General features: G+C 39.5%; 28 protein-coding genes and 1 pseudogene. 21 read left to right on the top strand and 8 right to left on the bottom strand.

Features of this window, described 5'->3' with window-relative positions; all coding sequences use genetic code 11:
• Positions 1–22: 22 nt before the first annotated feature.
• The 4 genes from IC619_RS03435 to IC619_RS03420 form a co-directional block, all read right to left on the bottom strand.
• Complete coding sequence (locus tag IC619_RS03435; RefSeq protein WP_191138738.1) at positions 23–370, bottom strand: YtpI family protein; 348 nt, start codon at positions 368–370, stop codon at positions 23–25.
• Between the two features lie 60 nt (positions 371–430).
• The gene (locus IC619_RS03430) at positions 431–637 is read right to left on the bottom strand and encodes a YtzJ family protein (RefSeq protein ID WP_191138737.1); all 207 of its coding nucleotides are present in this window, start codon (positions 635–637) and stop codon (positions 431–433) included.
• 64 nt (positions 638–701) lie between these two features.
• Entirely contained in the window at positions 702–1226 is a 525-nt protein-coding gene (locus IC619_RS03425) for a sporulation membrane protein YtrI (RefSeq protein WP_191138736.1), read from the bottom strand.
• Position 1227: 1 nt separating this feature from the next.
• Positions 1228–1560: a YtrH family sporulation protein gene (locus IC619_RS03420; RefSeq protein ID WP_224749822.1), complete on the bottom strand. Its 333-nt coding sequence runs from the start codon at positions 1558–1560 to the stop codon at positions 1228–1230.
• A gap of 207 nt (positions 1561–1767) precedes the next feature.
• Between IC619_RS03420 and IC619_RS03415 the strand changes: the two genes are divergently transcribed.
• Positions 1768–5163 (top strand): DNA polymerase III subunit alpha, encoded by a 3396-nt coding sequence (locus tag IC619_RS03415; RefSeq protein ID WP_191138734.1) that lies wholly within the window; start codon positions 1768–1770, stop codon positions 5161–5163.
• Between the two features lie 29 nt (positions 5164–5192).
• Here IC619_RS03415 and IC619_RS03410 read toward each other — a convergent pair whose 3' ends face one another.
• From IC619_RS03410 to IC619_RS03395, 4 genes are all read right to left on the bottom strand, one after another.
• Positions 5193–6002, bottom strand: coding sequence for a DUF4037 domain-containing protein (locus IC619_RS03410; protein WP_191138733.1), 810 nt, complete (start codon positions 6000–6002; stop codon positions 5193–5195).
• A gap of 487 nt (positions 6003–6489) precedes the next feature.
• Positions 6490–7203: a YdcF family protein gene (locus IC619_RS03405; RefSeq protein WP_191138732.1), complete on the bottom strand. Its 714-nt coding sequence runs from the start codon at positions 7201–7203 to the stop codon at positions 6490–6492.
• A 46-nt stretch (positions 7204–7249) separates the two neighbouring features.
• Positions 7250–7804: an NUDIX hydrolase gene (locus IC619_RS03400; protein WP_191138731.1), complete on the bottom strand. Its 555-nt coding sequence runs from the start codon at positions 7802–7804 to the stop codon at positions 7250–7252.
• On the bottom strand, positions 7801–8628 hold the full coding sequence (locus IC619_RS03395; protein ID WP_213260804.1) for a helix-turn-helix domain-containing protein: 828 nt from the start codon (positions 8626–8628) through the stop codon (positions 7801–7803). Before IC619_RS03395 ends, IC619_RS03400 begins: the two co-directional genes overlap by 4 nt.
• A gap of 184 nt (positions 8629–8812) precedes the next feature.
• On the opposite strand from IC619_RS03395, the gene IC619_RS03390 reads away from it, so the two are divergent.
• From IC619_RS03390 to IC619_RS03295, 20 genes and pseudogenes are all read left to right on the top strand, one after another.
• The gene (locus IC619_RS03390; protein WP_191138729.1) at positions 8813–9118 is read left to right on the top strand and encodes a hypothetical protein; all 306 of its coding nucleotides are present in this window, start codon (positions 8813–8815) and stop codon (positions 9116–9118) included.
• A gap of 16 nt (positions 9119–9134) precedes the next feature.
• Positions 9135–9377, top strand: a complete 243-nt coding sequence (locus IC619_RS03385; RefSeq protein WP_191138728.1) for a hypothetical protein — start codon at positions 9135–9137, stop codon at positions 9375–9377.
• 96 nt (positions 9378–9473) lie between these two features.
• Positions 9474–10031 carry a hypothetical protein gene (locus tag IC619_RS03380; RefSeq protein ID WP_191138727.1) on the top strand — a complete coding sequence of 186 codons (558 nt, stop codon included), beginning with the start codon at positions 9474–9476 and terminating at the stop codon, positions 10029–10031.
• A gap of 61 nt (positions 10032–10092) precedes the next feature.
• The gene (locus tag IC619_RS03375) at positions 10093–11088 is read left to right on the top strand and encodes a methyltransferase domain-containing protein (protein WP_191138726.1); all 996 of its coding nucleotides are present in this window, start codon (positions 10093–10095) and stop codon (positions 11086–11088) included.
• A 1-nt stretch (position 11089) separates the two neighbouring features.
• The gene (locus IC619_RS03370; RefSeq protein WP_213260802.1) at positions 11090–11194 is read left to right on the top strand and encodes a keywimysin-related RiPP; all 105 of its coding nucleotides are present in this window, start codon (positions 11090–11092) and stop codon (positions 11192–11194) included.
• 139 nt (positions 11195–11333) lie between these two features.
• Positions 11334–12974 carry an asparagine synthase-related protein gene (locus IC619_RS03365; protein WP_191138725.1) on the top strand — a complete coding sequence of 547 codons (1641 nt, stop codon included), beginning with the start codon at positions 11334–11336 and terminating at the stop codon, positions 12972–12974.
• Entirely contained in the window at positions 12974–13231 is a 258-nt protein-coding gene (locus IC619_RS03360) for a PqqD family protein (RefSeq protein ID WP_191138724.1), read from the top strand. Before IC619_RS03365 ends, IC619_RS03360 begins: the two co-directional genes overlap by 1 nt.
• Positions 13228–13584, top strand: a complete 357-nt coding sequence (locus tag IC619_RS03355) for a lasso peptide biosynthesis B2 protein (protein ID WP_191138723.1) — start codon at positions 13228–13230, stop codon at positions 13582–13584. Before IC619_RS03360 ends, IC619_RS03355 begins: the two co-directional genes overlap by 4 nt.
• A 60-nt stretch (positions 13585–13644) precedes the next feature.
• Positions 13645–13941: a hypothetical protein gene (locus IC619_RS03350; RefSeq protein ID WP_191138722.1), complete on the top strand. Its 297-nt coding sequence runs from the start codon at positions 13645–13647 to the stop codon at positions 13939–13941.
• A gap of 155 nt (positions 13942–14096) precedes the next feature.
• Positions 14097–14458 (top strand): annotated as a pseudogene (gene tnpA, locus IC619_RS03345) (IS200/IS605 family transposase).
• Between the two features lie 4 nt (positions 14459–14462).
• Positions 14463–15521 (top strand): RNA-guided endonuclease InsQ/TnpB family protein, encoded by a 1059-nt coding sequence (locus IC619_RS03340; protein WP_191138710.1) that lies wholly within the window; start codon positions 14463–14465, stop codon positions 15519–15521.
• 527 nt (positions 15522–16048) lie between these two features.
• Positions 16049–16708 carry a YczE/YyaS/YitT family protein gene (locus IC619_RS03335; protein WP_224749691.1) on the top strand — a complete coding sequence of 220 codons (660 nt, stop codon included), beginning with the start codon at positions 16049–16051 and terminating at the stop codon, positions 16706–16708.
• A 155-nt stretch (positions 16709–16863) separates the two neighbouring features.
• Complete coding sequence (locus IC619_RS03330; protein WP_191138709.1) at positions 16864–17481, top strand: YczE/YyaS/YitT family protein; 618 nt, start codon at positions 16864–16866, stop codon at positions 17479–17481.
• A 159-nt stretch (positions 17482–17640) separates the two neighbouring features.
• A complete protein-coding gene (locus IC619_RS03325; RefSeq protein WP_191138708.1) occupies positions 17641–18099 on the top strand; it encodes an SRPBCC family protein in 459 nt (152 codons plus the stop codon).
• Between the two features lie 409 nt (positions 18100–18508).
• Complete coding sequence (gene ystJ, locus IC619_RS03320; RefSeq protein WP_249669671.1) at positions 18509–19744, top strand: NADP-dependent malic enzyme; 1236 nt, start codon at positions 18509–18511, stop codon at positions 19742–19744.
• 487 nt (positions 19745–20231) lie between these two features.
• The gene (gene accD, locus IC619_RS03315) at positions 20232–21092 is read left to right on the top strand and encodes an acetyl-CoA carboxylase, carboxyltransferase subunit beta (RefSeq protein ID WP_191138707.1); all 861 of its coding nucleotides are present in this window, start codon (positions 20232–20234) and stop codon (positions 21090–21092) included.
• Positions 21089–22057, top strand: a complete 969-nt coding sequence (locus tag IC619_RS03310) for an acetyl-CoA carboxylase carboxyltransferase subunit alpha (RefSeq protein WP_191138706.1) — start codon at positions 21089–21091, stop codon at positions 22055–22057. The genes accD and IC619_RS03310 overlap by 4 nt, the downstream gene beginning before the upstream one ends.
• Before the next feature lie 98 nt (positions 22058–22155).
• Positions 22156–23115 carry a 6-phosphofructokinase gene (pfkA, locus tag IC619_RS03305; RefSeq protein ID WP_191138705.1) on the top strand — a complete coding sequence of 320 codons (960 nt, stop codon included), beginning with the start codon at positions 22156–22158 and terminating at the stop codon, positions 23113–23115.
• 268 nt (positions 23116–23383) lie between these two features.
• Positions 23384–25138, top strand: coding sequence for a pyruvate kinase (gene pyk / locus IC619_RS03300; RefSeq protein WP_191138704.1), 1755 nt, complete (start codon positions 23384–23386; stop codon positions 25136–25138).
• Between the two features lie 304 nt (positions 25139–25442).
• Entirely contained in the window at positions 25443–25880 is a 438-nt protein-coding gene (locus IC619_RS03295; RefSeq protein ID WP_191138703.1) for an acyl-CoA thioesterase, read from the top strand.
• Positions 25881–25895: the final 15 nt, after the last annotated feature.

The raw sequence follows: 25895 nt of genomic DNA, 5'->3' as shown, positions 1-25895 counted from the left end.
TGTCAAACAGCAAGAGTTATGCTTATTCCTCTTGCTGTTTTATGTTTTGTTGTAAATCTTTTTCTGCTAGCTCTTGTTCTTCTTTACTAAGTTTACTAAAATAACGCCAATTTTTTATACCATAGTAAAGGTTAATAAGACCAATAATAAGAATGAACGAGGTGGTTAAGTATTGGAAAACAGATCGGTTAATTTCTAAAAACAAAATGAAAGAAATGGATATGAACATCGTACCCATATAGATATTCATCAAACCTTGATTAACCCGTTTAACGACATGCGTATTGCGACGTGCTAAAAAGCTATGAAACAGGGTACCAAATACAGAAATCGCAATAGCTGAGATTAGGATAATACTAAGTGCTTTCATGAGCCTTCCTCCATACGTAACGAGCGCCTTCATCCTATTGGATGAGGCGCGGTAATATTGCTATGTGAGTTGTTCATCACTATTAGAATTTAACTCGGGGATAAACCAGCATCCGATAGAAGTTCGGTCAACATGGACATCCATATTGAGTTCAACAAGCTCTTTTTCAATGAGTTCAGCAACTTCCTGTGATTCGGCAAATGCAGAATAGCCATTTTTAAGATTATCAACTTTAGATTTAGCTAACGTTTTACGGTTAATAATCATGAATGGTTCCCCCTTTCTACATTTTAATCATACCCTAAAATGAGTAAAAATGTAATCAAGATCCTTAATCTGACACACCATCGTCAGAAATCGATTTTGCATTCACCCAAATCTTTAATGTTGAACGAAAAAAAGATAAGTACTTGAGATGGATTCTAAATTTTGTTGAGGGATCATTGTCAATCGTGATTTGTTGGTTTTGTAGGACGAGCTCTATCAAATCAGGATTATTGCTAATCCAAGTCACGTTTTTATCATAGAAGGGTGTCAACATGTCTTCGATTTTCTGTTTGATGGCCGTTTCCATTTTTTGATCACTATTTACTTCCACCACGATCTTGCGTATCTTCTCTTCCTTGACCCGATATTCTCCACCTTGTGAATACTTGGCTAACTCTTGTTGGAGACCTAGAATTTCTTCATATTTCTGGTTGTTTGCATGATATAATTCTTCCCTTTCGGCCAACAAACTATCCAAGCGTTGGATATAAAATAGGACGACAATTCCAGCTCCAATGAGTAGACCGATGAAAAATAGGATGATGGCGCGGAGATTACTCTTCATACTTTTTCGCAATTCACGAGCCATCTTAAATCTCTCCCTGGATTAACCAACGGATTAGTAAGGTTCCAAAATGAGCCCCTAAAAAGGCACTGATGATAAATATAAATTGTTGTAAAGCGAGATTAAGTTGCCCACCTAATATATTTACCTCAAACGATTTTATCGTGTCAAAAGTTCCTCCGATGGCCGCAACCATCGCCCAAATTTTTAGTTGCTCTGCTAAACGAAGCATCTTTGTCATGGGATAATCATCTAAGATAAAATAACAGATACCACCAAGCATGACCCCACCTAAAACAACACCCAGTGCGATCATGAAATCCAGGATGGTTGTGGTCCAAAATTGTTCTTCCCCCAACGTGATCCCACCTTTTGTAGTAATTGGGCTAACAGATCTATCGCGTTCAATCATGATAGATGTAGTGCGTACTTATTCAAATTAAAAGAAACCTTGCCTCGGTACTTTGAAAAAGGTTTGCGAGTCCATCCATTTTCTTTATACTATTATCAAAGTATGTGGACAGGACGTGAAATATGTGAATTGAGATAGAGAGGAGTTGATGAGATGTCCGGACTAGGAGATTTTGTTCATTTACACGTACATAGCGAGTATAGTTTGCTAGATGGAGCTACGCCCATTAAGCAAATGGTAGAACGTGCTAAGCAAGAGGGAATGAAAGCACTAGCGATAACAGATCATGGCGCGATGTATGGGGTCATTCCATTTTATTTAGAATGTAAACAAGCAGGGATAAAGCCGATTATTGGCTGTGAAGTTTATTTAACAGCAGGAAATCACCGTGATAAGCCAAATCGAAGAGAGCAAAAAATCTATCATTTACTATTACTTGCTCGGAATCATACAGGTTATCAAAACCTCATGCAATTAGTTACAGATGCGCATATGCATGGCTTTCATTATAAACCGCGTATTGATAAAAAATTATTACAACAGTACGGTGAAGGACTAATTGCAACGAGTTCGTGTTTAGCTGGAGAAATTCCTCAGGCTATCTTAAATGACGATCTAGAAAAAGCACGTGCGCTCATTCAAGAATACAAAGCTCTCTTTGGGCCAGATCACTTTTATTTGGAACTTCAGGATCATCAAGTAATTGAACAACAAAAAGTAAATCGCTATTTGCTTCATTTTGCAGAAGAATTAAATGTTCCCGTTGTAGCAACCAATGATGTTCATTATATACGGGCTGAAGATGACTTAATGCATGATTGTTTGCTGTGTATAGGCATGGGCAAAAAGATCAAAGATGAAGATCGACTTCGTTTCCCATCTGATCAATTTTATTTAAAATCTACGCAAGAGATGAAGCGCTTATTTGCCCATGTACCCGAAGCAATTGAAAATACGATTAAAATTGCGGAAAAATGCCATGTTGAAATTCCACTTGGGAATCAGTTATTACCGCGTTTTCCATTACCACCGGGAGAATCAAGTAAAGCCTATCTGTATGCTAGATGTATGGACGGATTAAAAGCGCGTTATCAAAATCCATCCGATGAGGTTATACAGCGGCTTCAGTATGAACTGAAAGTGATCGATCAAATGGGGTTTAACGATTATTTTTTAGTCGTATGGGATTTTGTGGGTTTTGCACATCAACAAAAAATTGCAGTAGGACCTGGTAGAGGTTCGGCGGCTGGAAGTCTAGTAGCTTATGTCTTACGTATTACCAATGTGGATCCCATTCGGTATCAGCTACTGTTTGAACGTTTCTTAAATCCAGAGCGAGTCACACTTCCAGATATCGATATTGACTTTAATGATGAAAGACGTGACGAAGTGATCCAATACGTCGTGAATAAGTATGGTAAGGAACGAGTTGCCCAGGTTATCACCTTTGGGACGATGGCACCACGTGCAGCCATACGAGATGTAGGGCGTGTTCTGGGAGTAGACTATGGTGCAGTAGACCGATTAGCCAAGATGGTCCCAGCCAGTCCCGGTATGACCATGGTTAAAGCATTTAAACTTGTGCCACAACTACAAGCACAATTGAAATCTCCGCAATTTGCCCGATTGGGAGAGATCGTAGAAAAAATAGAAGGAATGCCGCGGCATGGCTCTACACATGCAGCAGGAGTTGTCATTTCAGATCATCCTCTGACGCAATATGTCCCTCTGCAAACGGGATCAGATGGTATTCCATTGACACAATATGCGATGGAAAGCTTAGAGCAAATCGGACTCCTTAAAGTAGATTTTTTGGGGCTTCGTAATTTGTCCATAATTGAAAAAGCCATTCAATTGGTTAAAGAGAAGCATCAAATCGATATCTCATTCTCCGAAGATCATTTTGATGAACCGGCTACCTACCAATTACTGTCTGCTGGAGATACATCTGGTGTATTCCAGATGGAGTCTACTGGCATGAGGCGTGTGTTACGAGAATTAAAACCGACAGAATTCGAAGATATTATTGCGATTCTAGCTTTATATCGTCCCGGACCGATGGAGCAAATCCCTCGTTTTATTCGTGCGAAACACGGACAAGAGCAAGTTCATTATCCGCACCCTGACTTAATCAACATTTTAAAGCCCACATATGGCATCATTGTATATCAAGAACAAATTATGCAGATTGCGGCCCAGATGGCTGGTTTTAGTTTGGGGGAAGCAGATTTACTCAGAAGAGCGGTAAGTAAAAAGCAAAAAAAAGTATTACTCGAACAACGGACAGCTTTTGTTGCCGGTTGTACTCATCATGGCTACGACGAATCCGTCGGAAATGAAGTGTATGATCTGATTGTTCGGTTTGCCAATTATGGATTTAATCGTAGCCATGCCGCTGCTTACGGTGTACTTGCTTATCAAACGGCTTTTCTAAAGGCGAATCATCCCCTTGCTTATTTCACGGCAATCTTATCTAACATGATTGGCAATCAGACGAAATTAGCCGAGTACTTGGCTGAGGCACGAGAGAAGGGGGTTGCGATTTTTCCGCCTGATATAAATGCGAGTTGCGAGGATTTTACCATTGAAAAAAATGGCATTCGATTTGGTTTATTGGCGATAAAAAATGTGGGTCATTTAGCGATTCAAATCATCATAGAAGAACGAAAGAAGCAACCCTATGTTGATCTCGCCGATTTTTGCAAACGAATCGATCTTCGCATTTGTAATCGACGTGTAATCGAATCCTTGATCCAATGTGGTGCATGCGATGGTCTACCTGGCCATCGTGCGGAGCATTTAGCTGTCCTTGATGATTATTTCGAACAGCATGGGGCTCGATATCAACCATCTAAAAATCAATTAAACTTGTTTGAAGAGTTGCCTACCCCAAAAATGAAAAAACCGGATATTACACCTTATACACAAAGTGAAATGTTGAAGTATGAGAAAGAATACATTGGTGTTTATGTTTCTGGTCATCCTTTAGATCGTTATCAAGCATGGAAAAAGGAGCATCAGGTCATGAATTGCCAAGATTTAGATGCAATCTCAACGGGTAAGCAGGTGAAAGGGATAGGGATGATCACCAAAATCAGGCGTATTCAGACGAAAAAAGGCGATCAGATGGCATTTGCGCAAGTGGAGGATCAGACCGGCCATATTGAATTGGTGATTTTCCCAAATGTTTACCGCGATTTGCAAACCAAGATCGAGGCAGATGAAATGGTCTACTTTACAGGGAAGTTGGATCGACAAGAAGACCGTGCCAAAGTGATGGTACAGGAAATGAAATTATTGGAAGAAATGAATAGAGATGAAAAAGTATTCGTGCGTATTTCAGGAGAACAACAAGAGCGACATTTAACGGCTTTACATGGTATCATCGGTAAACACCGAGGCTCTCAACCTATCTATTTATACTACGAGCAATCCAAACAACTGCTTTCCTTGCCCGTGGCTAAATATGGTATAAAACTGACTGCGACCGCTATCGAAGAAATGGAAGCTTTGCTAGGAGCAGGCAGTGTGAAAGTAAAAAAAGACTAGCTAAAGCACCTCACAGGGGATGAGGTGCTTTAGCTGCTGTCTTTTGCATGGGACATATCTATGTGGGGTACTTCTCGTGTAAGTAATTGGAATACATCTGAGCGTACTGCTTCTAATTCTTTCAAACCATCAACCGGATGAGATAAAAAGACAGATTGAAGGCGCCCATGGAGATGTGGCGGTCTTTTTTTCATCTGGACTATCGTTTGTTGTTGCCATTTAAAGGCGGGATGTTGGACATAAATACGGTTTAAACCACACAGAGTCCCCATGATATGTTGCTGTGCACTAACCATTACTTGGTACAATAGGAGCCAGTCTTTACGAGCGAGCAATGCATGACGGCTTTGCCAGCGCGTTCCCAAATGGATATATTGCGTAATCATGGCTTGTGCCAATGCATCAGGATAGTGTTGAACACGGCATTGTAAATCCATAAGCAATGGGACCCCTTGTAGGGGAATCCCGTATGCAAGCGAAGCAATAAGACACTGTTTGTCTAAATCAGTATCAGAAGCTACTACTACATCGTTAATGAGATTTTCGATTGTGTTTGTCAAAAAATTACTAATCTCAAACTTTATGCCATTGGCTACATAGGATTCAGACCATTCTTCGTCTTCATAGGGATGGAACGACAAGATAGCCCCATTTACTTTTTCAATGGGGCGTCTACGTTGCGCATCCGTAGGCGCTTGTTTCCAAAAAATATGAAGTTCAATATCTGAAAAATCATCTTCCCATCCACGTGAGACAGAACCAGCTAACAAAATCGCTTCTACATTGGGATCTTGTTGGTAAATCAGTGTCATTTGATTTGCAGTATTTCGTAAATGCATCATCTACTCCTTGAATATGTATTATTGTGTACATATGATAGAAATGCTTGTTTCAATAGTAGCAATAATATTAATTAAAGACAATATGTATATTTTAAAGAATATGCTTAATCGCCAATCTTCCGTTCAGATGCCGAAAAATCAAGCTAGGCATGTATTATTGCTATCTGTAGGATTGAATGAATGTACAATCACGCTAATTCACATTATTATGCTGATCATATTGGCTCAGTATTTGTTTGGTTGAAGGAAATGCCAGCTTGTTCCATGGGATTTTTTCAAAAGAGATGGGAGTAATGAAACGGTATGGGAGGGACCTGACACGCATTGGGCAAGTATGTACCAGATCCCGATTTATCCAGATTATACTAGGATATTATTTGAAGAAGAAGTATTTAAGTCCTCTTTTTGTATTGTCACGGATACTTAAAATAAAACTCTGTACTCATGTGTCTATCTCATCCGTAGCTGATTTTTGAAAAATGGATTAAAGAAGATCTCCTTTCTTCCGGTATGTCTGAATTCGCTCAACTTCGCTTTTAACTAGATTGCGGTGTTTTTTAGACAAAAACCAAGAAAAAGGATGCCATTCACCTGTGTCAGCATAATAATTTGTGATTATAATCCCATAGGGCTGAAGAACTTTCTTGAAAGTAAGGTATGTCCTTAATTGATGGAAGGGTGATGTTACGATAATAATGTGTGATAAATTGGATTTCTTGAGTAAGTGAAGGACAAACGCAGCATTTTCACGAGTGTGTAGGGATTCATCTTCAATTAGGATTGACTCTGACGGAACATTCAACGCTAAAGCTTGATCACGCAAATAAACCGCTCCAAGATTTCGATCCCACTTTTTTGCGGCATTAGCAATATCTTTTTTTTGAATACGCCCCTGTTGAAAAGCCTCGTGAAGTTCGTGTAGAGGAATCAGATCGGGTGCTTTGTCATCTACTTTCACACTAAATTTACCGCTACAAATAATATAGGGCGCCCATCCTTGATGATATAGATTTACCGCAGTACGAATCTTACCATCGAGAAATTCCAAACTACCCCGTGTACCAGCAAGTACAACAATGGCATCTGCTTTTTGTAAATGATTCCGCAGTGCAAATCTTCTTCCTTTCAGATACCAAAAAAGCCAAGTTAGGCATGTACCTATAGAGATAAAGCCGATTATCAGTATCATCGTTGTCATTTTACTCACTTCTTTTTCAGTAGGATTGAATGGATGTACAATCACGCTAATTCGCATTATTATGCTGATCATATTGGCTCAATATTTGTTTAGTTGAGGAGAACGCGAGCCTGTCCCATGGTATTTCTTCAAAGTAAAAGAAGCACCCCTTTTTACTTTCTATATTGATTATCACCTCTTCATTTTCTGCGATTGCTTCATAGGTTAATTGTATGATTCCATCTGTAGCGTAAGAAGCAGTATGAATGATTTTGTTGATCTCTATGAATAGACCGGTCTCTTCCTTAACTTCACTTGTAAGTGTTTCAAAAAGATCTTGTCCACGCTCAACATGTCCACCTGGAAATGCCCAGAGCCCTTCTCCGGGTTCTTCGTTTCTTTGGAGGAGCAATACCTTATTTCGCTGTTTGTTTAACACAACCGCAACAACGACTAACTTGGGGTCGAGGTAAAATACAAACTGACAATGATGACAAAGTAATTGCGGCTGATTCGGAATGTGTAAATCTTCAAGTGAGAAATGCGCCCCACATCGCGGACAAAACTTTAAATCTTCTTTTTTGTAGCGCCACTGATACTCAAAATAGAGTTCTGTACTCATGCGTTTAGCTCCTCTGTAACTGATTTGTTGTGCCATAAGGAAAAAAACTTTCGCTTGACTTGCGCATAAATCGCATTATTGTCACTGGTTTTTTGTACAGTAAATCTCGGTCTGTTTTTTTCAGGTATATAATCTGTAATTTCAAAAACGATTTTTCCGTCGGTATCATTTTCAAATCCAGTTATAATATACGGAAATACAGTGTGGTAGGTCTTTAGATGTAGTCGTTCTCTTAGTTCTATTGGCAATGATTTTCTAAATTGAATGATCTTGCGTATTGAATTACGAATTTCATAGTGAAATATTTTTTTGTCTTCTTCATTTTCAATAAAAGAGAGAAGGATATAATGATATTTGATCCAATCTGGATTAAGGATAAGTAAATGTACCTTCCCATATAGTAGCTTATCTTTTAATATTTCACTTGAATCTTCAGATAAATGTATCATTGATGTACCAGAAATAAAACAGTCACCTTTAGCATCCAATAGACAGTTTTTATAATCTGAAATACGATCAATTGCACAATCAGTTAATTTGATTATACCGTATTGATTAACCTCAAATGGACTGATTGAATATGGATTAAACGGGTTGAAATCAGAAAGACCGACTTTCCACAGAGGAATCTCCAATATTTTACACAGAAGGCGTAGCGTTTTTAAATCCGTTATATTTTTAATTCCTCTCTCGACATCAGATACATAATTTAGACTTACCCCCGTACCACCTCCAGATTGTGGCCACTTTTCAGCTAATTGAGCTTGTGTCAAACCTAACAGCTCTCTACCTTCGCGAATTGTTAAACCATAGTGATAGATCAAATTATCCTCTCCTATTCCAACAAAATAGTGTGAAAATGGAATTAATATCAAACAAACTAGTTTATTCATAAATATATGAAAATAAGCAATAATAATAGTTAGTTATGAAGTATAGTACAGCTTAATATACAAAGTGTCAATTATGCAGTATGTATGTAATATCGGATATTGAGGAGGCATCAACATGATTCAATTACAGGTGAAAGGATTAGTCGATCAAGTCTATACCTTCATTACTGACTTATGTAACCGTCCTCATGTTGAATTCATTAAAAGTAAGGTGAATGTACGAAAGGATACGGAGGCGAATGTCGTTTTAGTGATTGATCATCAACCCGCTAAAAGAACGAAATGCATTGTCTTCCATATGGATCACGGTGATGTTGTCATTCCACTCCTTGATGTCGTTCATGCTGAACTGGAAAGCCAGCAGATTATAACAGGTAAATCGACGCTCGATCCCATGTTCACTTCTGAACGGAATGCCTAAAAAGGAGTGTCTATTCATGGAAATTAAGTTTTGGTATGACGAATATGAACACAAATTAATGGTTTGTCATCTGGAAACGGGAGCGTGCAAGGAAATAGAAAAGCCAGCTAAAATTGATGTCTTTCTGCGTGCACATGCCCTGACATTAGAGGATTGCCAGTATCCTGTGGAATCAATTGATTGTATGGGATTATTCAGAAAGAACCGGACATTTGAGCTATTGAAAAAACTTATGACAAACGGAAAGCGGAGGGGCTAGACGTGCTAGACATCTCAGCTATATGTTGTCGAAAAAAGGAGCATCCGAGAATGTGCCAATAAGCTCTACTGCCAGCCTCAGGCGATTCGAAAGCACTTGGTACACAATCAAATCCCGATTGAAAAGAAAAAAGGTGGCAGAGTGAGACTTGAAGAGAAACTCAAAATGAAACTGCACATGGATGATACAGCGTTTAAAGAACATCTCTTACACCTACGTTTCTTTCAAATGCTCACCTTTAAGCAACTGGGAGATATATTTAATTGCTCAGCTAGCTCAGCCCAAGTGATTTACAAACGATATGGGATTGAGACGAAGCAAAGATATAACCTGTTATCCGAAATGCGTCTGTATGACCTCTATGTCAAGCAGAACAAAACCATCCTAGAATGTGGTGCAGAACTGGGCTGTTCGCATACCTTAGTTCGCTACTATCTCGTGAAGTACAAAATCCCATTACGGTCAGCAGGTGCCAAGCGTATTGAAGATCTTCTCAAGGCTAAATGGAACATGACCGATTATCAGTTGAAAAAGTATTTGATTGAACTAACAACAACACATACCGTAAAGGAACTATCTGAGCAAATGGGTCACAGCAAAAGCAGTATACGAAGGATGTACAAAAGATTAGATATTGCAACGAGTTGGAGGTAGACATACAGATATTATGAAAGTAATTATAGAGATAAGTCCCTATTTTAAGGAGGTAAGTAAAGTGGAAAACTTAGATTGGGCTTTTCAAAACACCAACCGAGATGATTTTGTCCTACAGGAAAATGGCAAGAGAATCACACAATCAACGGCTAATTCTGGAATTCGAAATGGACTAAGTATGCTAGATGCCCGCGAAGGGAATCGTGTACTTGAAATCGGTACGGGTTCAGGATTTAGTGGGGCGCTTTTGTCTTATTTGGTAGGCTCAAGCGGTTCTGTTATCTCACTAGATATCGAGCCGACGCTTACTAAAAGAGCAAACCGTTTGTATAAAGAAAAGGACATCCACTCAGTTCAATGTATAACCAGAGATGGCAGACTAGGTGATTCCGACCATGCCCCTTTTGATCGGATTATTGCGTGGACGACTCCACAAGAGATCCCCAACCATTGGATTGAACAATTAAAAAAAGACGGAATCATCGTTTTCCCGTTTCAAGTCGTGCCTATAGCAAGAGGAATTGTAACGGTTTCATTCAAAAAAGTGAATAATGGACTCATTGGACAATCCGTCAGTGACGAAGGATATATCCCGATGAGCTCTGAGCCTGTCACAGATTTCAAAGCATTAGGGATCATCTCATATGCAGACTTGATTGGCGGCGATGACACTCCTGTTTGGGCAAGTGGGGACTGGATGAAACATAGTGATAATCAAAACTGGCTGAGATTATACTATGGAACAAAACCAGAATCTTCATCATTCAAAAAAACGGGTAGTGATATACTTCCTTATCTGCTTGCCAAAAACTCCCAAGGATTAACTTTTGGATTGAAAGAAGATGAAAGTGGATGGATTGGGTATAGCAGTCCAGATGGATTCGCCTTACTTTCCTATCATTATCCAGAAAAGTGGATGATTTCAGATCAAAATCACGCTCAAATCTTAAATGGTTGGATTAATCAATGGGTATTAGTGAACGAGCCCAGTTATAAAGATTTAATTCCTATCATAACCAAAGATAATATAAAAGTAGAGCTGAAAGGAGGTGATTGATTTGAAGTATGAGGCACCAATGTTGATTGAAATTGGATCATTTGAAGAGCTCACTTTAGGGTTCAAACATAAGGACACAGCGGATGAGAACTCGTATCAAAACTAGATCAGCAGAAACTTTTTGATTTTTGGAATCAGCAATAAAAGATTCGTATAGCAAGATGCCTCTGTTATACAAATCAATGTACATACAGTCAGAGAAATAAATCGTTTCTCTGACTGTACGAAATGAGGAGAGTTTAAATATGTTTTTAGGTAATTTTGATTCTGGTAAAAATACTCTATTATTTGAAAGTGATATACATAGTTCTGTCCAATTCAAAGATAAGAATGTGCAATGTTCCTTCTTTGGTGAGATGATGTCAAGTAAAAAGGATGCTACTCTAGCTTATAGAAAATTCTTGAAAAACAATAATTCAAAGGATATCTTATTCCTAAAAGGCAACTATCAAACGGTAATACATATAGAAGATACTCTTTTCTTGTTTTCAGACATAGCAAATTGTAGACCCATTTACTATACAGAACTTGGGAATAAACTTATCTTTTCTTCAAATCTACATTTTATTCAAGATAAATTACCATCTCAATTAAACCATCACCATTTATCAAAACAATTATTAACTGGAGGACTTCATATTGACGGTGAAACTCCTTATCAAAAAATAAAAAAAATAGCTGGAGGGTATGGTTTAGTTGTAAAGAATGGTTCAACTAGGTTGTTTAGGGCATGGATAATTGACGATGATCCCCCTTTATCCTTAGAAGAAGGTCAGTATCTACTTAAAAAACAACTTATAGAAGCCGTTTTATATCGTTCTAAAAATAGACAAGTAACGAGTGACTTAAGCGGTGGATTAGATTCATCTACATTGGCATGGATAGCTTCAAACGACAAAGAAATCAGAACAATTACTTTTGTTGGAAAAGAGGAAAATGAAGATGCGTTTATTGCTAGAAAAATTATTGAACTGAGAGGTAATATCATACCAGACTTCATAGGATATGATAATATTCCTCCTAACTACTCTAATATTGAAAGTTTTCACACCGATAGTCCGATACCTTTTTTGTGGTCAGCGTCTAAATTTAGAAGTAAGTTGAGATGGGCGAAAGAGAATGAGTCTGATATTCACTTTTGTGGAGAAGGAGCCGATACTGTAATTGAGCCAAGCCTAACCTATCTTATAGACCTTCTAAAGCAAAAGAAACTTTTTATGTTTTGGGATCACACCAGAGAATGGGCAAGGAAGTTTAATGAATCTCCTTGGAATTGGATGAACATATCAATGCGATTAGCGTTGAATATTAACACTCCAAAAAATATGAAAAAAAGACATTCTTTATTGCTTGATCCTGTACACATTGATTGGTTGAAGAAGCAGGAAGGTATTATTCAAAACAAACATTCGAAATATAGAGGAGTATCAGACACTCTTCGAGGCATTTACTATCTTGGATATGTTTCCCATGGATTGAGAGAGCTATCTGTACAAGAGGGTGTAAATTTGGCAATGCCTTACCTTGACCACAACATCATTAGAACCTGTATGCGAATAAAGTCCGAAGATAAAATGAACCCACAGATGTTAAAGCCATTATTGAAAAAATCTTTCCAGGATGACTTACCCAATTGCTTATTAAATCGAAACACCAAAGGGAACTACACAGCAGATCTTTATCATGGGGTTCGAATACATCAAAACTGGTTTGAAAATAATTTCAAAAGTATGATTTTATCAGATATAGGACTAGTAAATCTTAGCAAATTTCAAGAATGTATACAAAAATTGTTATTAGGTCTTCCTGTAAGATTACCAGAATTCAATCAAACTCTTGCGGTTGAAATGTGGTTAAGACAAGAAAATATGAGAGGGAGATTATGATGATACAAATTTCAAATTCACTTGAATTGACCAATATTGATGGGAAATATGTGATTTTAGATTGTAGAAAAAACACTTTTTACGGAATCAACCAAGTAGGGGTCGATTTCTTAGCGGAAATTAGAGCACATGGTGATTTTTCGCATGCAATTTCAAATTTAAGCGACAAATATCAAGCCTCATATGAAGCGATTGAGTTAGACCTAAAAACGTTCTTACAAATATTGATAGATAAAGGGATGGTAGTGGGGAAATGATTCGAACTTGGTTCTATTTGATTCTTGCATCTTTGATCGCTAAATTTTTGAAAGTAGAACATATCAGGAGATACCTAGACAAGAAAAAGAAAAAATGTAAAGAATCTTGGACGATAGAAGAAGCTCAAGGATATCAACTTAAATTAAGTCAAGCAAAAAAAATTATGATGTCTAGATCAGCTTGTTTGGAGGAATCGATTGCTCTTTTTCTTTTAGCAACATCGTATAGGAAGCGTGTAGATTGGTGTGTAGGCGTGAGACTCGCTCCATTTTCTTCACATGCATGGATAGAAGTGCAAGGAAATGAGATTGGAGAGAGCATAGAAGGATACAAAAAAATATTTTGTGTTTAATTTAACAATCTGTGTGGTCGGATTGGAGAAGATATTCCTGTTTGGGCAAGTGGGGACTGGATGAAAAATAGTGATAATCAGACTTGGTTGAAGTTATTTCATGATACAATGCCAGAATCATCATCATTCATGAAAACGAGCAACGACATACGACCTTATCTACTTGCCAAAAACCCCCAAGGATTAACTTTTGGATTGAAAGAAGATGAAAGTGGATGGATTGGGTATAGCAGTCTAGATGGATTCGCCTTACTTTCCTATCATCATCCAGAAAAGTGGATGATTTCAGATCAAAATCACGCTCAAATCTTAAATGAATTCCTATCGCAATTGGAGATAAGGTACGCGTTGCACTGAAGGGAGATGAATCATAAATAGGTGTGCTGACTGAAAGCCCACGGTTTCAATCATGGGATGAAAGACGGCGTTGCTTGGTACCTCCTATTTTTTAGGAGGTGCTTAGAGCAAGTTTGAATGTTGCTGTATAACAATTAAACGGATACAATGCCATTATGGAACAAGCATATCGACGAATTCAAACGACTGTATCTCTTATCCATTATCATTTTGTTTTCTGCCTACGCTATCGAAGAAAAGTACTGGTGAACAAAGTAGAAGAACGATTCAAGCAATTAGTGACAGAGATTTGTGAGGAGAATCAGTGGGTTATTGTGGCGATGGAAGTAATGCCCGATCATTGTCACTACCCACTGATTCTCCATCAGATATCATAGCAAGAGTGAAAGGGGTGACTTCAAGACATTTGTTTCATCTACAAAGCCTTTGGATACGCTCTTTCTTTGTTCGTACAGCAGGAAATGTATCTCGAGACACGATTAAACGTTATGTTGAAGCACAGAAAAAAAGGGGGTGAGCCTATGCCTACGATCACACTGCGTTTAGAACTACTTAAGCCAACTCAAACGAAACAGCAGATGTATCAACGAATGACAGAGATCAATACGCAGTTTGCGAACTGGCTTCTTTTGCATCCAGAGGTCAATCAGGCAACAAGCAAGATCTTTAAGGCATTTTCGGATCAATCGTTTCCATCTGCTGTTGTCAATCAAACCATTCGTGAAGTAAAGTCTCAAAAGAAGAAGCAGCGCGCGAAAACTTTTCGCAAAATATGGTGTTGCTTCAACAATCAAAACTTAAAGATTGAAAAGCATAGCGAACACTATACCGTCTCTTTTCCCACTCTTGGAAAGCGTATAGGCGTTCCAGTGATAACAAGACCGTTCCAAGTCGCGTGGCTGGATAAAATCATAGATGGAAACGTAAAACAAGGAGCAGGGAAATTATATCAAAAGAAAAAGAAGTGGTATCTTGCGATCCCGATCACTTGGCATGTGGAGTCATCTCAAGATGAGAAAATGATGGGGATTGACCTGGGGCTTCGTTATCTGGCAGTTGCTAGTGTTGGAACAAAATCGCTTTTTTTCAAAGGTACTCAAGTGGCTTATTCTCGCAGACGATATGCATCTAGAAGACGGAAGCTAGGAAAAGCAAAAAAACTGCAGGCGATTAAGAAATCAAAAAATAAAGAATCGCGCTGGATGAAAGATCAAAATCATAAAATGAGTCGTCAAATCGTCAATCATGCGCGCACCAACGGTGTTGGCGTGATTCGCATGGAAGATTTAACGGATATTCGCAATACTGCAAAGTCAAGGAAGAAGGATCAAGGAAGAAGCCTGCATGCATGGTCGTTCTATCAGCTGAAGCAGTTCATTAAGTACAAGGCAGAGATGGTAGGGATTCGTTTTGAAGAAGTGAAAGCGGAATATACCAGTCAAACCTGCAAATGTGGGCATCGTGAGAAATCAAATCGAAAGGGGCTTCGTTTTAAGTGTAAGCAGTGTGGCTATATCTGTCATGCAGACTTAAATGGAGCCATCAATATAGGTAAAGCGATATCTGGATTCGCTGCCTAGAACACTAGTCATAGGTGTTCCGCCTGTATGGGTACATGCTAACTGTACAGGATGGGGTGATGACACACCCCAGAGCTTGAGCGTTGTCCAAAGCGGAAACGAATTGCGGATGCTAACGACTTAAGAATCCCACAGGCTTCAGCCGTGGGAGTGTCAAATGCTGGTAAGTGTATTGTGGGCTACTCAACTGAAAAATATCGACAAAATCACATCAGAGCAAGACGAAAAGAAAATCGATGGCTAAGTTTTTTAGCTGATTTGACCTTTAGTCCCGTACATAGCTATTCGAATAGTCGCTTTATTTTCATGTCTGAGTGAGCCACATAGCATAGATTGACCGATAGGGCGATTATGGAACGCCGCAAGGTTTTGTCAAAAGGGCAAGTTGAGCAAAATACACGACAGTCAAGTGGAAAAAATATGAAAATCGATACTCCTGAAAATAAATAAAGGTCTACTTTATTTAAAAAATTCATATCTCTGATATAATATTATAGTGAACATAATAAAGGATTTGAAGGGAGGTTATGGGGGGTTATTCTCCTAAATACTTCATGAATATGCGAATAAAACGAATCGGGGTATATGTACTAGGTCTTTTAGTCTTAGGATTAGGCATCTCATTAGTGATTCGAGCGGGACTGGGTTCAGGTGCTTGGGATGCATTATATGTGGGATTAAATGAACAGTTTGGACTTAGTGTAGGTACATGGTTAATTATAGTGGGGATTTTACTTATATTTATAAATGCCTATTTATTACGCGAACGACCTGATTGGTCTGTTTTGATTACGCTATTTGTATTAGGACAAGCGGTTGATCTTTGGCTTTATATCATCAATTGGAAGCCTGTGCTATTCGGAGGACAAATGGGTCTGCTTATAGTCGGATTATTAGTCCTGTCCCTAGGGGTTGCGATTTACTTGCAAGCAAAACTAGCGCCAACCGCGATTGATAAGCTTATGTATGGCATTGCACATCGAACAGGGCTAAGCTTAAGACTCTCAAAGACGAGTGGTGAAGTTGTGGCACTCATTTTAGCGTGGATAGCTGGTGGGCCGATCGGGATAGGTACAGTCTTAATCACTTTTTTGGTAGGGCCATGTGTACAATTTTTTATGCGGTGGATCGAATCTCCCTTCATGTCCTTTTTGAGTCCTTCAGAAGTGTGTCATAACGAAGGTTAGTGGATTAGGAGTGTTGATTGGTAGCCATACAATATTTTCCTACTCAACTTTCATAATCTGTCTGTTCTTTTTCATAAATTCAAGTATAATGAAAAAGGAATTTGAGGTGAAAGGTAGGGAAGTATGAGATCGGCTTGATCTCGTATGAATAAGATATGAAAAATAACTGGAAGTTACGTACGATTGCCTATGTAATCGGTCTTATTATTTTAGGTTTAGGAATTTCACTGGTAATCGAAGCAAGCCAAGGTGCAGGTGCCTGGGATGCACTATATGTGGGTCTTAACAAACAATTTGGCCTAACGGTAGGTACGTGGCTGATCATAGTCGGGCTTGTCCTGGTCCTTATAAATGCGATCTTACTCAAAGAAAGATTAGATTGGTTTGCGATGTTAACCCTATTGCTTCTGGGATGGGTAGTTGATTTTTGGCTGTATATCATCATCAACACATGGCAACCAGCCCTTTATTGGGAGCAAATTGGATTACTTCTTGTCGGTATGATTGTGATGGCTGTTGGCGTTTCCATATATCTACAAGCCAAATTTGCTCCTACATCCGTTGATAAATTGATGTATGCCATTGCGCACCGTACTGGGTTTAGCTTACGGGTTTCGAAAACGATCGGTGAAGTGATTGCTTTAGCCTTTGCTTGGATTGCTGGTGGACCCATTGGTTTGGGAACCGTCCTAATCACTTTTTTAGTCGGGCCATTAGTACAATTTTTCATCAAACGAGTGGAGCCACTGTTTGCTCCGCGTGTGAAAGCATAGTAGGCGTTTAACCTACTATGCTTTTTCTTATGTGTGATGAAAGGAATTGACTAAACTCACTGCGAACATACAATTAAGACATTAAACAAAGTGGTGTTCATTATTCAGAATACAGGACGGTCAAATGGAAGAACACATGATAAAGAAAGGAAGTTAAAGATGAAATCTTGGACAGAAGAGATTGATATTGATGCGCCAATAGAGGAAGTCTGGACGTTGTTTGATGGCTCCCTTGCCAATATGCAAAAAATCATGCCGCAAGTTGTAGACAATCAACCGATACATGAGACACCAGACGTCGTTGGAAGTATTTATCGACAGAAGTTTAAAGAAGGAAAGCGCATAATGGAGTACGACGTAAAAACATTGCAATATGAAAATCAGGATACTTCAAAAACCTTCAAAGTAGGCTTCACATTGGCAGATATGTTTGATATTACGGCCATGTATGAGTTGGAAAAGCTTGATGAGGAACATACGCGTTTTCGCTATACAGCGACCAATCAACCACTAAAATGGTATGTAAAACTGATTCTGATGTTTGCCAGAGATAAAGTGGTTGTTGACTTTGTTAAGCGGGTAAAGCGTGTAGCTGAATCAGAAACGAAAGAGGAGTGAAATAATAAACTGATCGCTTTATATAAAGCGATCCAGTAGTGTTGATTATCCAAATTTAGGAAGTGTATTTTGAGCGGAAATGCCTTTGAGCCGTACCTAGCGAAGCCAAAACCTGAAGGAAGAAGCGGACAACCTGTTTGACGGATAGGGAGTTTTGGGAGCGCCGTAAGGTTTTGGCGGAGCGGTCTTTTCAGCTGCTTTGCAAGGCGAAAGTGCATGGAGAGCAAAATACACGACGCTAAAATGGAAAATCAACACGCTTGAAAGCGATCAGTTTATTATTTTGGTTTCGTCAAATATGAGTTGCGATGCATAAGATATATACAGAGATTGAAATCCTACATTTGGGGAATAGAAATTGTTATAATGGTTTTCACTAGAAAAAGTAGCCAAAAGGGAGTATGTGACATTGACCAATCTACGAGAAGCTGCATTAAAAATGCATCGTGAACAGAAAGGGAAGTTAACTGTTCAATCTAAAGTCCCTGTTAATAATGCGCGTGATTTAAGTTTAGCCTATTCTCCTGGGGTAGCTGAACCTTGCATAGAAATACATCAAAGTCAAGAAAAAATATATGACTATACGATGAAGTCGAATCTGGTAGCGGTGATCAGTGATGGTACAGCTGTACTCGGATTGGGTGATATTGGTCCGCATGCTGCTTTACCTGTCATGGAAGGTAAAGCTGTACTATTTAAATCGTTTGCCGGTGTTGATGCATTTCCCATTTGCTTAGATACGACAGATGTGAACAAAATTGTTGAAACAGTTAAGTTGTTATCCCCCACGTTTGGTGGAATTAATCTCGAGGATATTTCAGCACCCAATTGTTTCTTAATCGAAGAAAGACTAAAGAAAGAGGTGGATATTCCTGTTTTCCATGATGACCAGCATGGAACTGCTATTGTAACCTTGGCCGGATTGATTAATGCCTTAAAAGTAGTGGGGAAATCGATGCAAGATATTCGGGTGGTAGTCAATGGAGCAGGTGCAGCTGGAATTGCCATCGTACATTTATTACTTAAAATGGGTGTAAATGATGTTGTCATGTGTGACCGCAATGGAGCGATCTATCAAGGACGCTCTGAAGGTATGAATGAGATGAAAGAAGAGATTGCCCAAGTCACCAATCAGAACCGAATTAAGGGTGAACTTCGCCATGTCATGCAAGGGATGGACGTATTTATTGGGGTATCTGCAGCCGGCATGGTCACAGAAGAAATGATTCATTTGATGGCTGATCAGGCGATTATCTTTGCGATGGCCAATCCAACACCGGAAATTATGCCAGACCAAGCAAAGAATGCTGGAGCTAAAGTGATCGGTACAGGCAGATCTGATTTTCCGAATCAAGTAAACAATGTGCTTGCTTTCCCTGGTATATTTCGAGGAGCACTTGATGTGAGAGCACGGGCTATTAATGAGGAAATGAAAATTGCAGCTGCTTATGCGATTGCAAGCCTTGTAGATGCGGATGAACTTAGCTCGGAGTATGTGATTCCAGCCCCATTTGATCCCCGTGTAGCTCCCACAGTAGCGAGAGAAGTAGCACGATCGGCTATTCACACGGGAGAGGCCCGCTTACAATTGGAGCCAGATGATATCTACAAAGATACTGTAAAACGTACAAAGCCATCGATATAGTGGATCGCAGTGGTGTTGATGATCCAAACCCACCATCTAGTGAAGCCAAAAACGGAAGGAATGAGCGAACGAGGGCGTTTGGGTGGAGCGACGAAAGCGCATGGAGAACGATAACCACAACCGACCTCGTGAGCTCATTTCAGCCAAGGCTGGAATATGGGAGGAATTAGGTTGAGAGGCTACTCGAGTCTGAACGTCTCTCAAAGATCAACCATGTTTAAGTCGATAGTTACAAGCTCCTTATGTTTGGAAAAGGGGCTTTTTCTTGTATAAGGGGACTAGATTGCGTATAATGACAACATGCGGTTCAATTAGCGTCCCTATCAGTCGTGTTTTATAACCTATATACACAACAAACAAATAAAAAATCATGCAAATTGACACGTTTGGTACTATCCGATACTTTTAGTTCATTCATTCAGTCAGTCATTCAGGTAATAGCATAAATAATTGTGAGATATTGAGGTTAATCAAATGAGGTGTTCATATGATCCAAAACCTGTTTCGAAAGCAAAAAAAGTATGCGACGATACCTTCTCCACAAGTAAAAAAGGATATTCCTGAAGGATTGATGCGAAAATGCCCAGATTGTGGGTCAATTATTGTAACGAAAGAATTAGAAAAAAATCTTAAAGTATGTAAAAAATGTCAATATCATTTCCCGATGACCGCACCAGAGCGCATCGCCTCTTTAATTGATGAAGAGCGCTTCTTTGAATTAGATGCAGATCTATCCTCTAAAGATCCATTATCCTTTCCGAACTATTCTGCTAAATTAGCGTCAGATCGTGAAAAAACCAATATGAATGAAGCGATCGTGACCGGAGAAGGTACCGTTGGCGGTCATCCCTGTATTATTGGTGTTATGGACTCACGGTTTAGAATGGGGAGTATGGGATCTGTAGTTGGAGAGAAAATCGCAAGGGCGGCCAATCGCGCCAGCATGAAAAGATACCCTTTTATCCTATTCTCGGCATCAGGTGGTGCACGCATGCAAGAAGGTGTGCTTTCTTTGATGCAAATGGCGAAAACAAGCGCCGCATTGGAAAGAATGCATCGAAATCGGGTCTTATTTGTTTCTGTATTAACGAATCCAACAACGGGTGGGGTATCAGCTAGTTTTTCATCTCTTGGGGATATTAATTTGGCTGAACCGAAAGCGTTAATTGGATTTGCTGGAAGACGAGTTATTGAACAAACAGTGAGACAAAAACTACCGGATGACTTTCAAACTGCTGAATTCTTACTGAAAAATGGACAACTTGATAAAGTTGTACCACGTTGTGAAATGCGTCAAACTTTAATTCGCGTTTTAGATCTTCACACAGTAGGAGGTAGTTTGGATTGAAAAATGGATATTTACCGTTTGAAAAACCATTATCAGAGCTACGCGATAAAATAGATGAATTAAAACAATTTACTTCTGAAAAGAAAATTGATTTAAATACAGAAATTAAAACACTGGAACAGAAAGCCTTACGGTTAGAAGCAGAGATATATGGGAATTTAACTACCTGGCAAAAAGTTCAAATCGCTCGGCATGTCTCAAGGCCTACTACCAAAACATATATTGATCAAATTTTTACTCACTTTATGGAACTACATGGGGATCGTACATATGGAGATGACCCTGCTATTATTGGTGGAATTGCCAAGTTAAAAGGACGGCCTGTAACGGTGATCGGTCATGAACGTGGAAGCGATACCAAAGACAAGATCAAACGAAACTTTGGCCTCCCACACCCAGAAGGATATCGAAAAGCTTTGCGATTGATGCAGCAAGCGAATAAATTTGGTCGACCCATAATTTGTTTTATCGATACACAAGGTGCTCATCCAGGGATTGAAGCGGAAGAAAGAGGTCAAAGTGAAGCGATTGCCCGCAATTTGAGGGAAATGGCAGGCTTTGAAGTTCCGATCGTTTGTGTTGTGACTGGAGAAGGAGGAAGCGGTGGTGCCCTCGGAATTGGAGTGGGGAATCGTCTGTTAATGCTAGAGCACGCCTACTATTCCGTTATCTCCCCAGAAGGAGCTGCTGCCATCTTATGGCGTGATTCTAGCAAAGCACAGGAAGCCGCTGAGGCATTAAAAATTACTTCCCAAGATCTACTGGAACTTGGTGTGATTGATCAAGTTATTCATGAACCTAAAGGTGGAGCACATCGAGACCCTGAGTTACAAGCAAACCTGATCCAACGTGCGTTAGTAGAACAATTACAACCTTTATTAAAGCTATCGTCTGAAGAATTGATCGAAGATCGTTACCAAAAATTTGCTCAAATAGGTGAATACCATCATGTTCTAAAAGTTTAGGTGTTAGAAACCGGTGAAACGGTTTCTCTTTTTGTTTACTATGGACGTTTTTAGTCCCTATGGGATGGGGAATAGTATTAAGACGAGGTGAAAAGGAAATGAAAAAAATTGCTGTCTTGACGAGTGGTGGAGATGCCCCAGGGATGAATGCCGCTATACGTGCGGTTGTTCGGAGTGGGATATACTATGGTTTAGATGTATATGGTATTTTCCGAGGGTATAGCGGTTTGATACAAGGAGAAATGAAAAAGCTTACGCTCGGTTCTGTTGGAGATATTATCCATCGAGGAGGAACCATTCTTTATACAGCACGATGTGAAGAGTTTCGCACCGAAGCGGGGCGCTTAAAAGCAGTCGAAAAACTAAAACAAGCAGGGATAGAAGGTTTAATCGTAATCGGTGGAGATGGTTCGTTTCGAGGAGCACAGAAACTGACGCAACTGGGTATTCCTACAATTGGTGTGCCAGGTACGATTGATAACGATATTCCCAGCACAGATTTTACGATTGGTTTTGATACAGCAGTAAATACTGTGATTAGGTGTATTGACCAGATTCGAGATACAGCCTCGTCTCATGAGCGAACATATGTAGTAGAAGTAATGGGACGAGATGCTGGTGATATTGCCTTGTGGTCAGGCTTAGGAGATGGAGCGGAGTCGATTTTGATTCCTGAGGCACATTATCATATTGATGAAATCATTCACCGATTACGTCGAGGATATGAGCGGGATAAGAAGCATAGCATTATCGTAGTAGCTGAAGGGGTAGGTAGTGGTGTGAAGATCGGTGAACAAATAAAAGAATCCACAGGTTGGGAAACAAGGGTTACGGTGCTTGGGCATATTCAGCGTGGGGGTTCACCAACAGCATTTGATCGTATATTAGCAAGTCGGATGGGCGCTAAAGCTGTTGATCTACTGCGTTCAGGTCAAAAAGATCAGATGATCGCGATTCGTAATCAGGATGTGATGGGGATTGATTTTGATGTCGCACTTGCACAAAAGCATATTCCCAATATGGACTTATATGAACTAGCTAAAATATTATCGATATAATTGAGTGTTCAGCAGTGTTGATTATCCAAATTTAGGAAGCGTATTTTGAGCGGAAATGCCTTTGAGCCGTACCTAGCGAAGCCAAAACCTGAAGGAAGAAGCGGACAACCTGTTTGACCGATAGGGAGTTTTGGCGGAGCGGTCTTTTCAGCTGCTTTGCAAGGCGAAAGTGCATGGAGAGCAAAATACACGACGCTAAAATGGAAAAATAATGCAAATCAACACGCTTGTTGAGTGTTTAAAGAAAGAAAAGGAGTTGGGAGCATAAATGTTACGCAAAACAAAGATCGTCTGTACAATTGGTCCAGCAAGTGAGGAGATTGAAGTATTAAAACAACTGATTCAAAATGGAATGAATGTAGCCCGTCTTAATTTTTCACATGGTTCTCATGAAGAACATGCCAAACGAATCAAAAATATTCGCCAAGCTGCTACAGAATTGAATACAAATGTAGCTATTTTGCTAGACACCAAAGGTCCTGAAATTCGTACCGGTGAACTAAAAGACGCAGAAGTTGAATTACATACGGGTGATCACATCACATTGACAACTGAGGCATATGTCGGGGATGCAGATAAAATCTCCATTTCTTACGAGGGCCTACCTCAAGATGTAGCACAAGGATCTACAATATTAATCGATGATGGTTTAATTGGATTAACGGTTGAAGAAGTGAAAGAAACAGAAGTGTATTGCGAAATTGTAAATGGAGGCACCTTAAAAAGCCGTAAGGGTGTAAATTTACCGGGTCTTAAAATAAACTTACCAGGTATTACGGAAAAAGATGCCGCTGATATCCTGTTTGGTATTGAAAAGCAGGTTGATTTCATTGCCGCTTCTTTTGTAAGAAAACCGGAAGATGTATATGATATTCGTAAAATATTGGAGGAATTCCAAGCCTCTATTCAAATCATCTCTAAAATTGAAAATCAAGAAGGAATAAAAAATCTAGATGCGATTTTAGAAGTTACAGATGGTCTTATGGTGGCTCGTGGTGATCTCGGTGTGGAAATACCGGCAGAAGAAGTACCGCTCGTGCAAAAAGAAGCCATAAGGAAGTGTAATCGCCTAGGTAAGCCTGTAATCACAGCGACTCAAATGTTAGATTCCATGCAGCGCAACCCAAGACCAACACGAGCTGAAGCGAGCGACGTTGCCAATGCGATATTTGATGGAACAGATGCCATTATGTTATCAGGAGAAACAGCAGCGGGGAAATATCCAGTAGAAGCAGTGGCAACGATGTCTCGTATTGCTATTCGAGCTGAATCAGCTCTTCCTTATCGTGAACTTTTGAAACAACAAGCCAGAGAGATCGATAAGGGCGTTACAGAATCGATTAGTCAGGCTGTCGTTTATACCTCACACAGCTTAAATACGAAGGCGATTTTAACGGCTACAGAATCTGGCTATACCGCACGGATGATTTCGAAATATCGACCGCAATCGACTGTCATTGCCATTACGCCAAATCAAACGGTATGTCGGAAACTCGCCCTAATTTGGGGCGTATATCCGGTACTAGGACCGACATGTACAAATACAGATGAAATGTTTCATGCTGCGATCACTGCGGCTATGACAAACGAATTTGTGCAACAAGGTGATTTAGTCATTATCACTGCAGGAGTACCTGTAGGAAAATCAGGAACGACTAACTTGATGAAAGTTCATGTAATCGGTGGGATTCTGGCAAAGGGTCAGGGATTAGGTAAAAAAGTGGTAAGTAGTGGTGTTGTAACAGGTGTCTCTGCTGAAGAAATCAATCGCAAAATGGTGGATGGTGCTGTGATTGTGACAAAAGGAACCGATAAAGATATGATCGAGAGCTTCAAACGTGCTTCTGCCGTCATCACAGAAGAAGGTGGACTTACCTCTCATGCCGCTGTCGTAGGTGTAAGTCTTGGCGTACCTGTTATTGTCGGTGTAGTAGATGCAATTAAGCTGTTACAAAATGAATTGATGGTTACAGTAGATCCAGAAAGAGGTCATGTTTACTCGGGGAGAGCGAACATATTTTAAGTAAATAAAGCGCTGGTGTGATATCCAGCGCTCTTTGTTCGTGCTATGGTATAGTTATATGAGATTTAAGCGAGGATAAATCCACCATCTTAACCGCTTACGTTTTTCTTTTCTTTTTCGTATCTTCATCCCTGTATTTGCTCCTTTCAAAACAAGGCGATTATAGTGAGCAACCTCTATCAATCCACAAGTTTTCTTTACTAACATTATGTGTGACTACATCTCAAAATATGTGTACAACTCATGACTTGAGCAATTTTAACAATCGTGTTGATGTGCATGATGCTATAATGGAGGCATATAAATGACGACTGAAGCAAACTCTCACCATTCTGTATCCGACATTCGCGTTCGTTATCAAGAAACGGATCAAATGGGTATCGTATATCACGCAAACTACCTCGTTTGGTTTGAAGTAGGAAGATCAGATTTTACACGTGGTCTAGGAATCCATTATCAAGATATTGAAGATAAAGGCTTGTTGTTGCCGATTATTCAAGTTCAATGCCGCTATATCTCACCAGCCAAATACGACGACGAGATTCAAGTATATACTGAGTTGGAAAAATTAGAGGGAAGTAAAATGTCGTTCCGGTACGAAGTGAAGCGAAAGTTGGACGGACAACGACTGGTAACGGGACAAACTGATCACTTATGGGTAAATAGTGAGATGAAAAGAGTACGAATTGAAGATTACTTTCCTGACATGTATCAAAAGTTGACGAAACCTACAAATGTATAGCAATCGATTTGTCCC

The organism is Polycladospora coralii (assembly GCF_014773435.2).
In the GTDB taxonomy this organism is placed as follows: Bacteria; Bacillota; Bacilli; order Thermoactinomycetales; family Thermoactinomycetaceae; genus Polycladospora; species Polycladospora coralii.
This window is presented reverse-complemented; position numbering and strand designations above follow the sequence as displayed.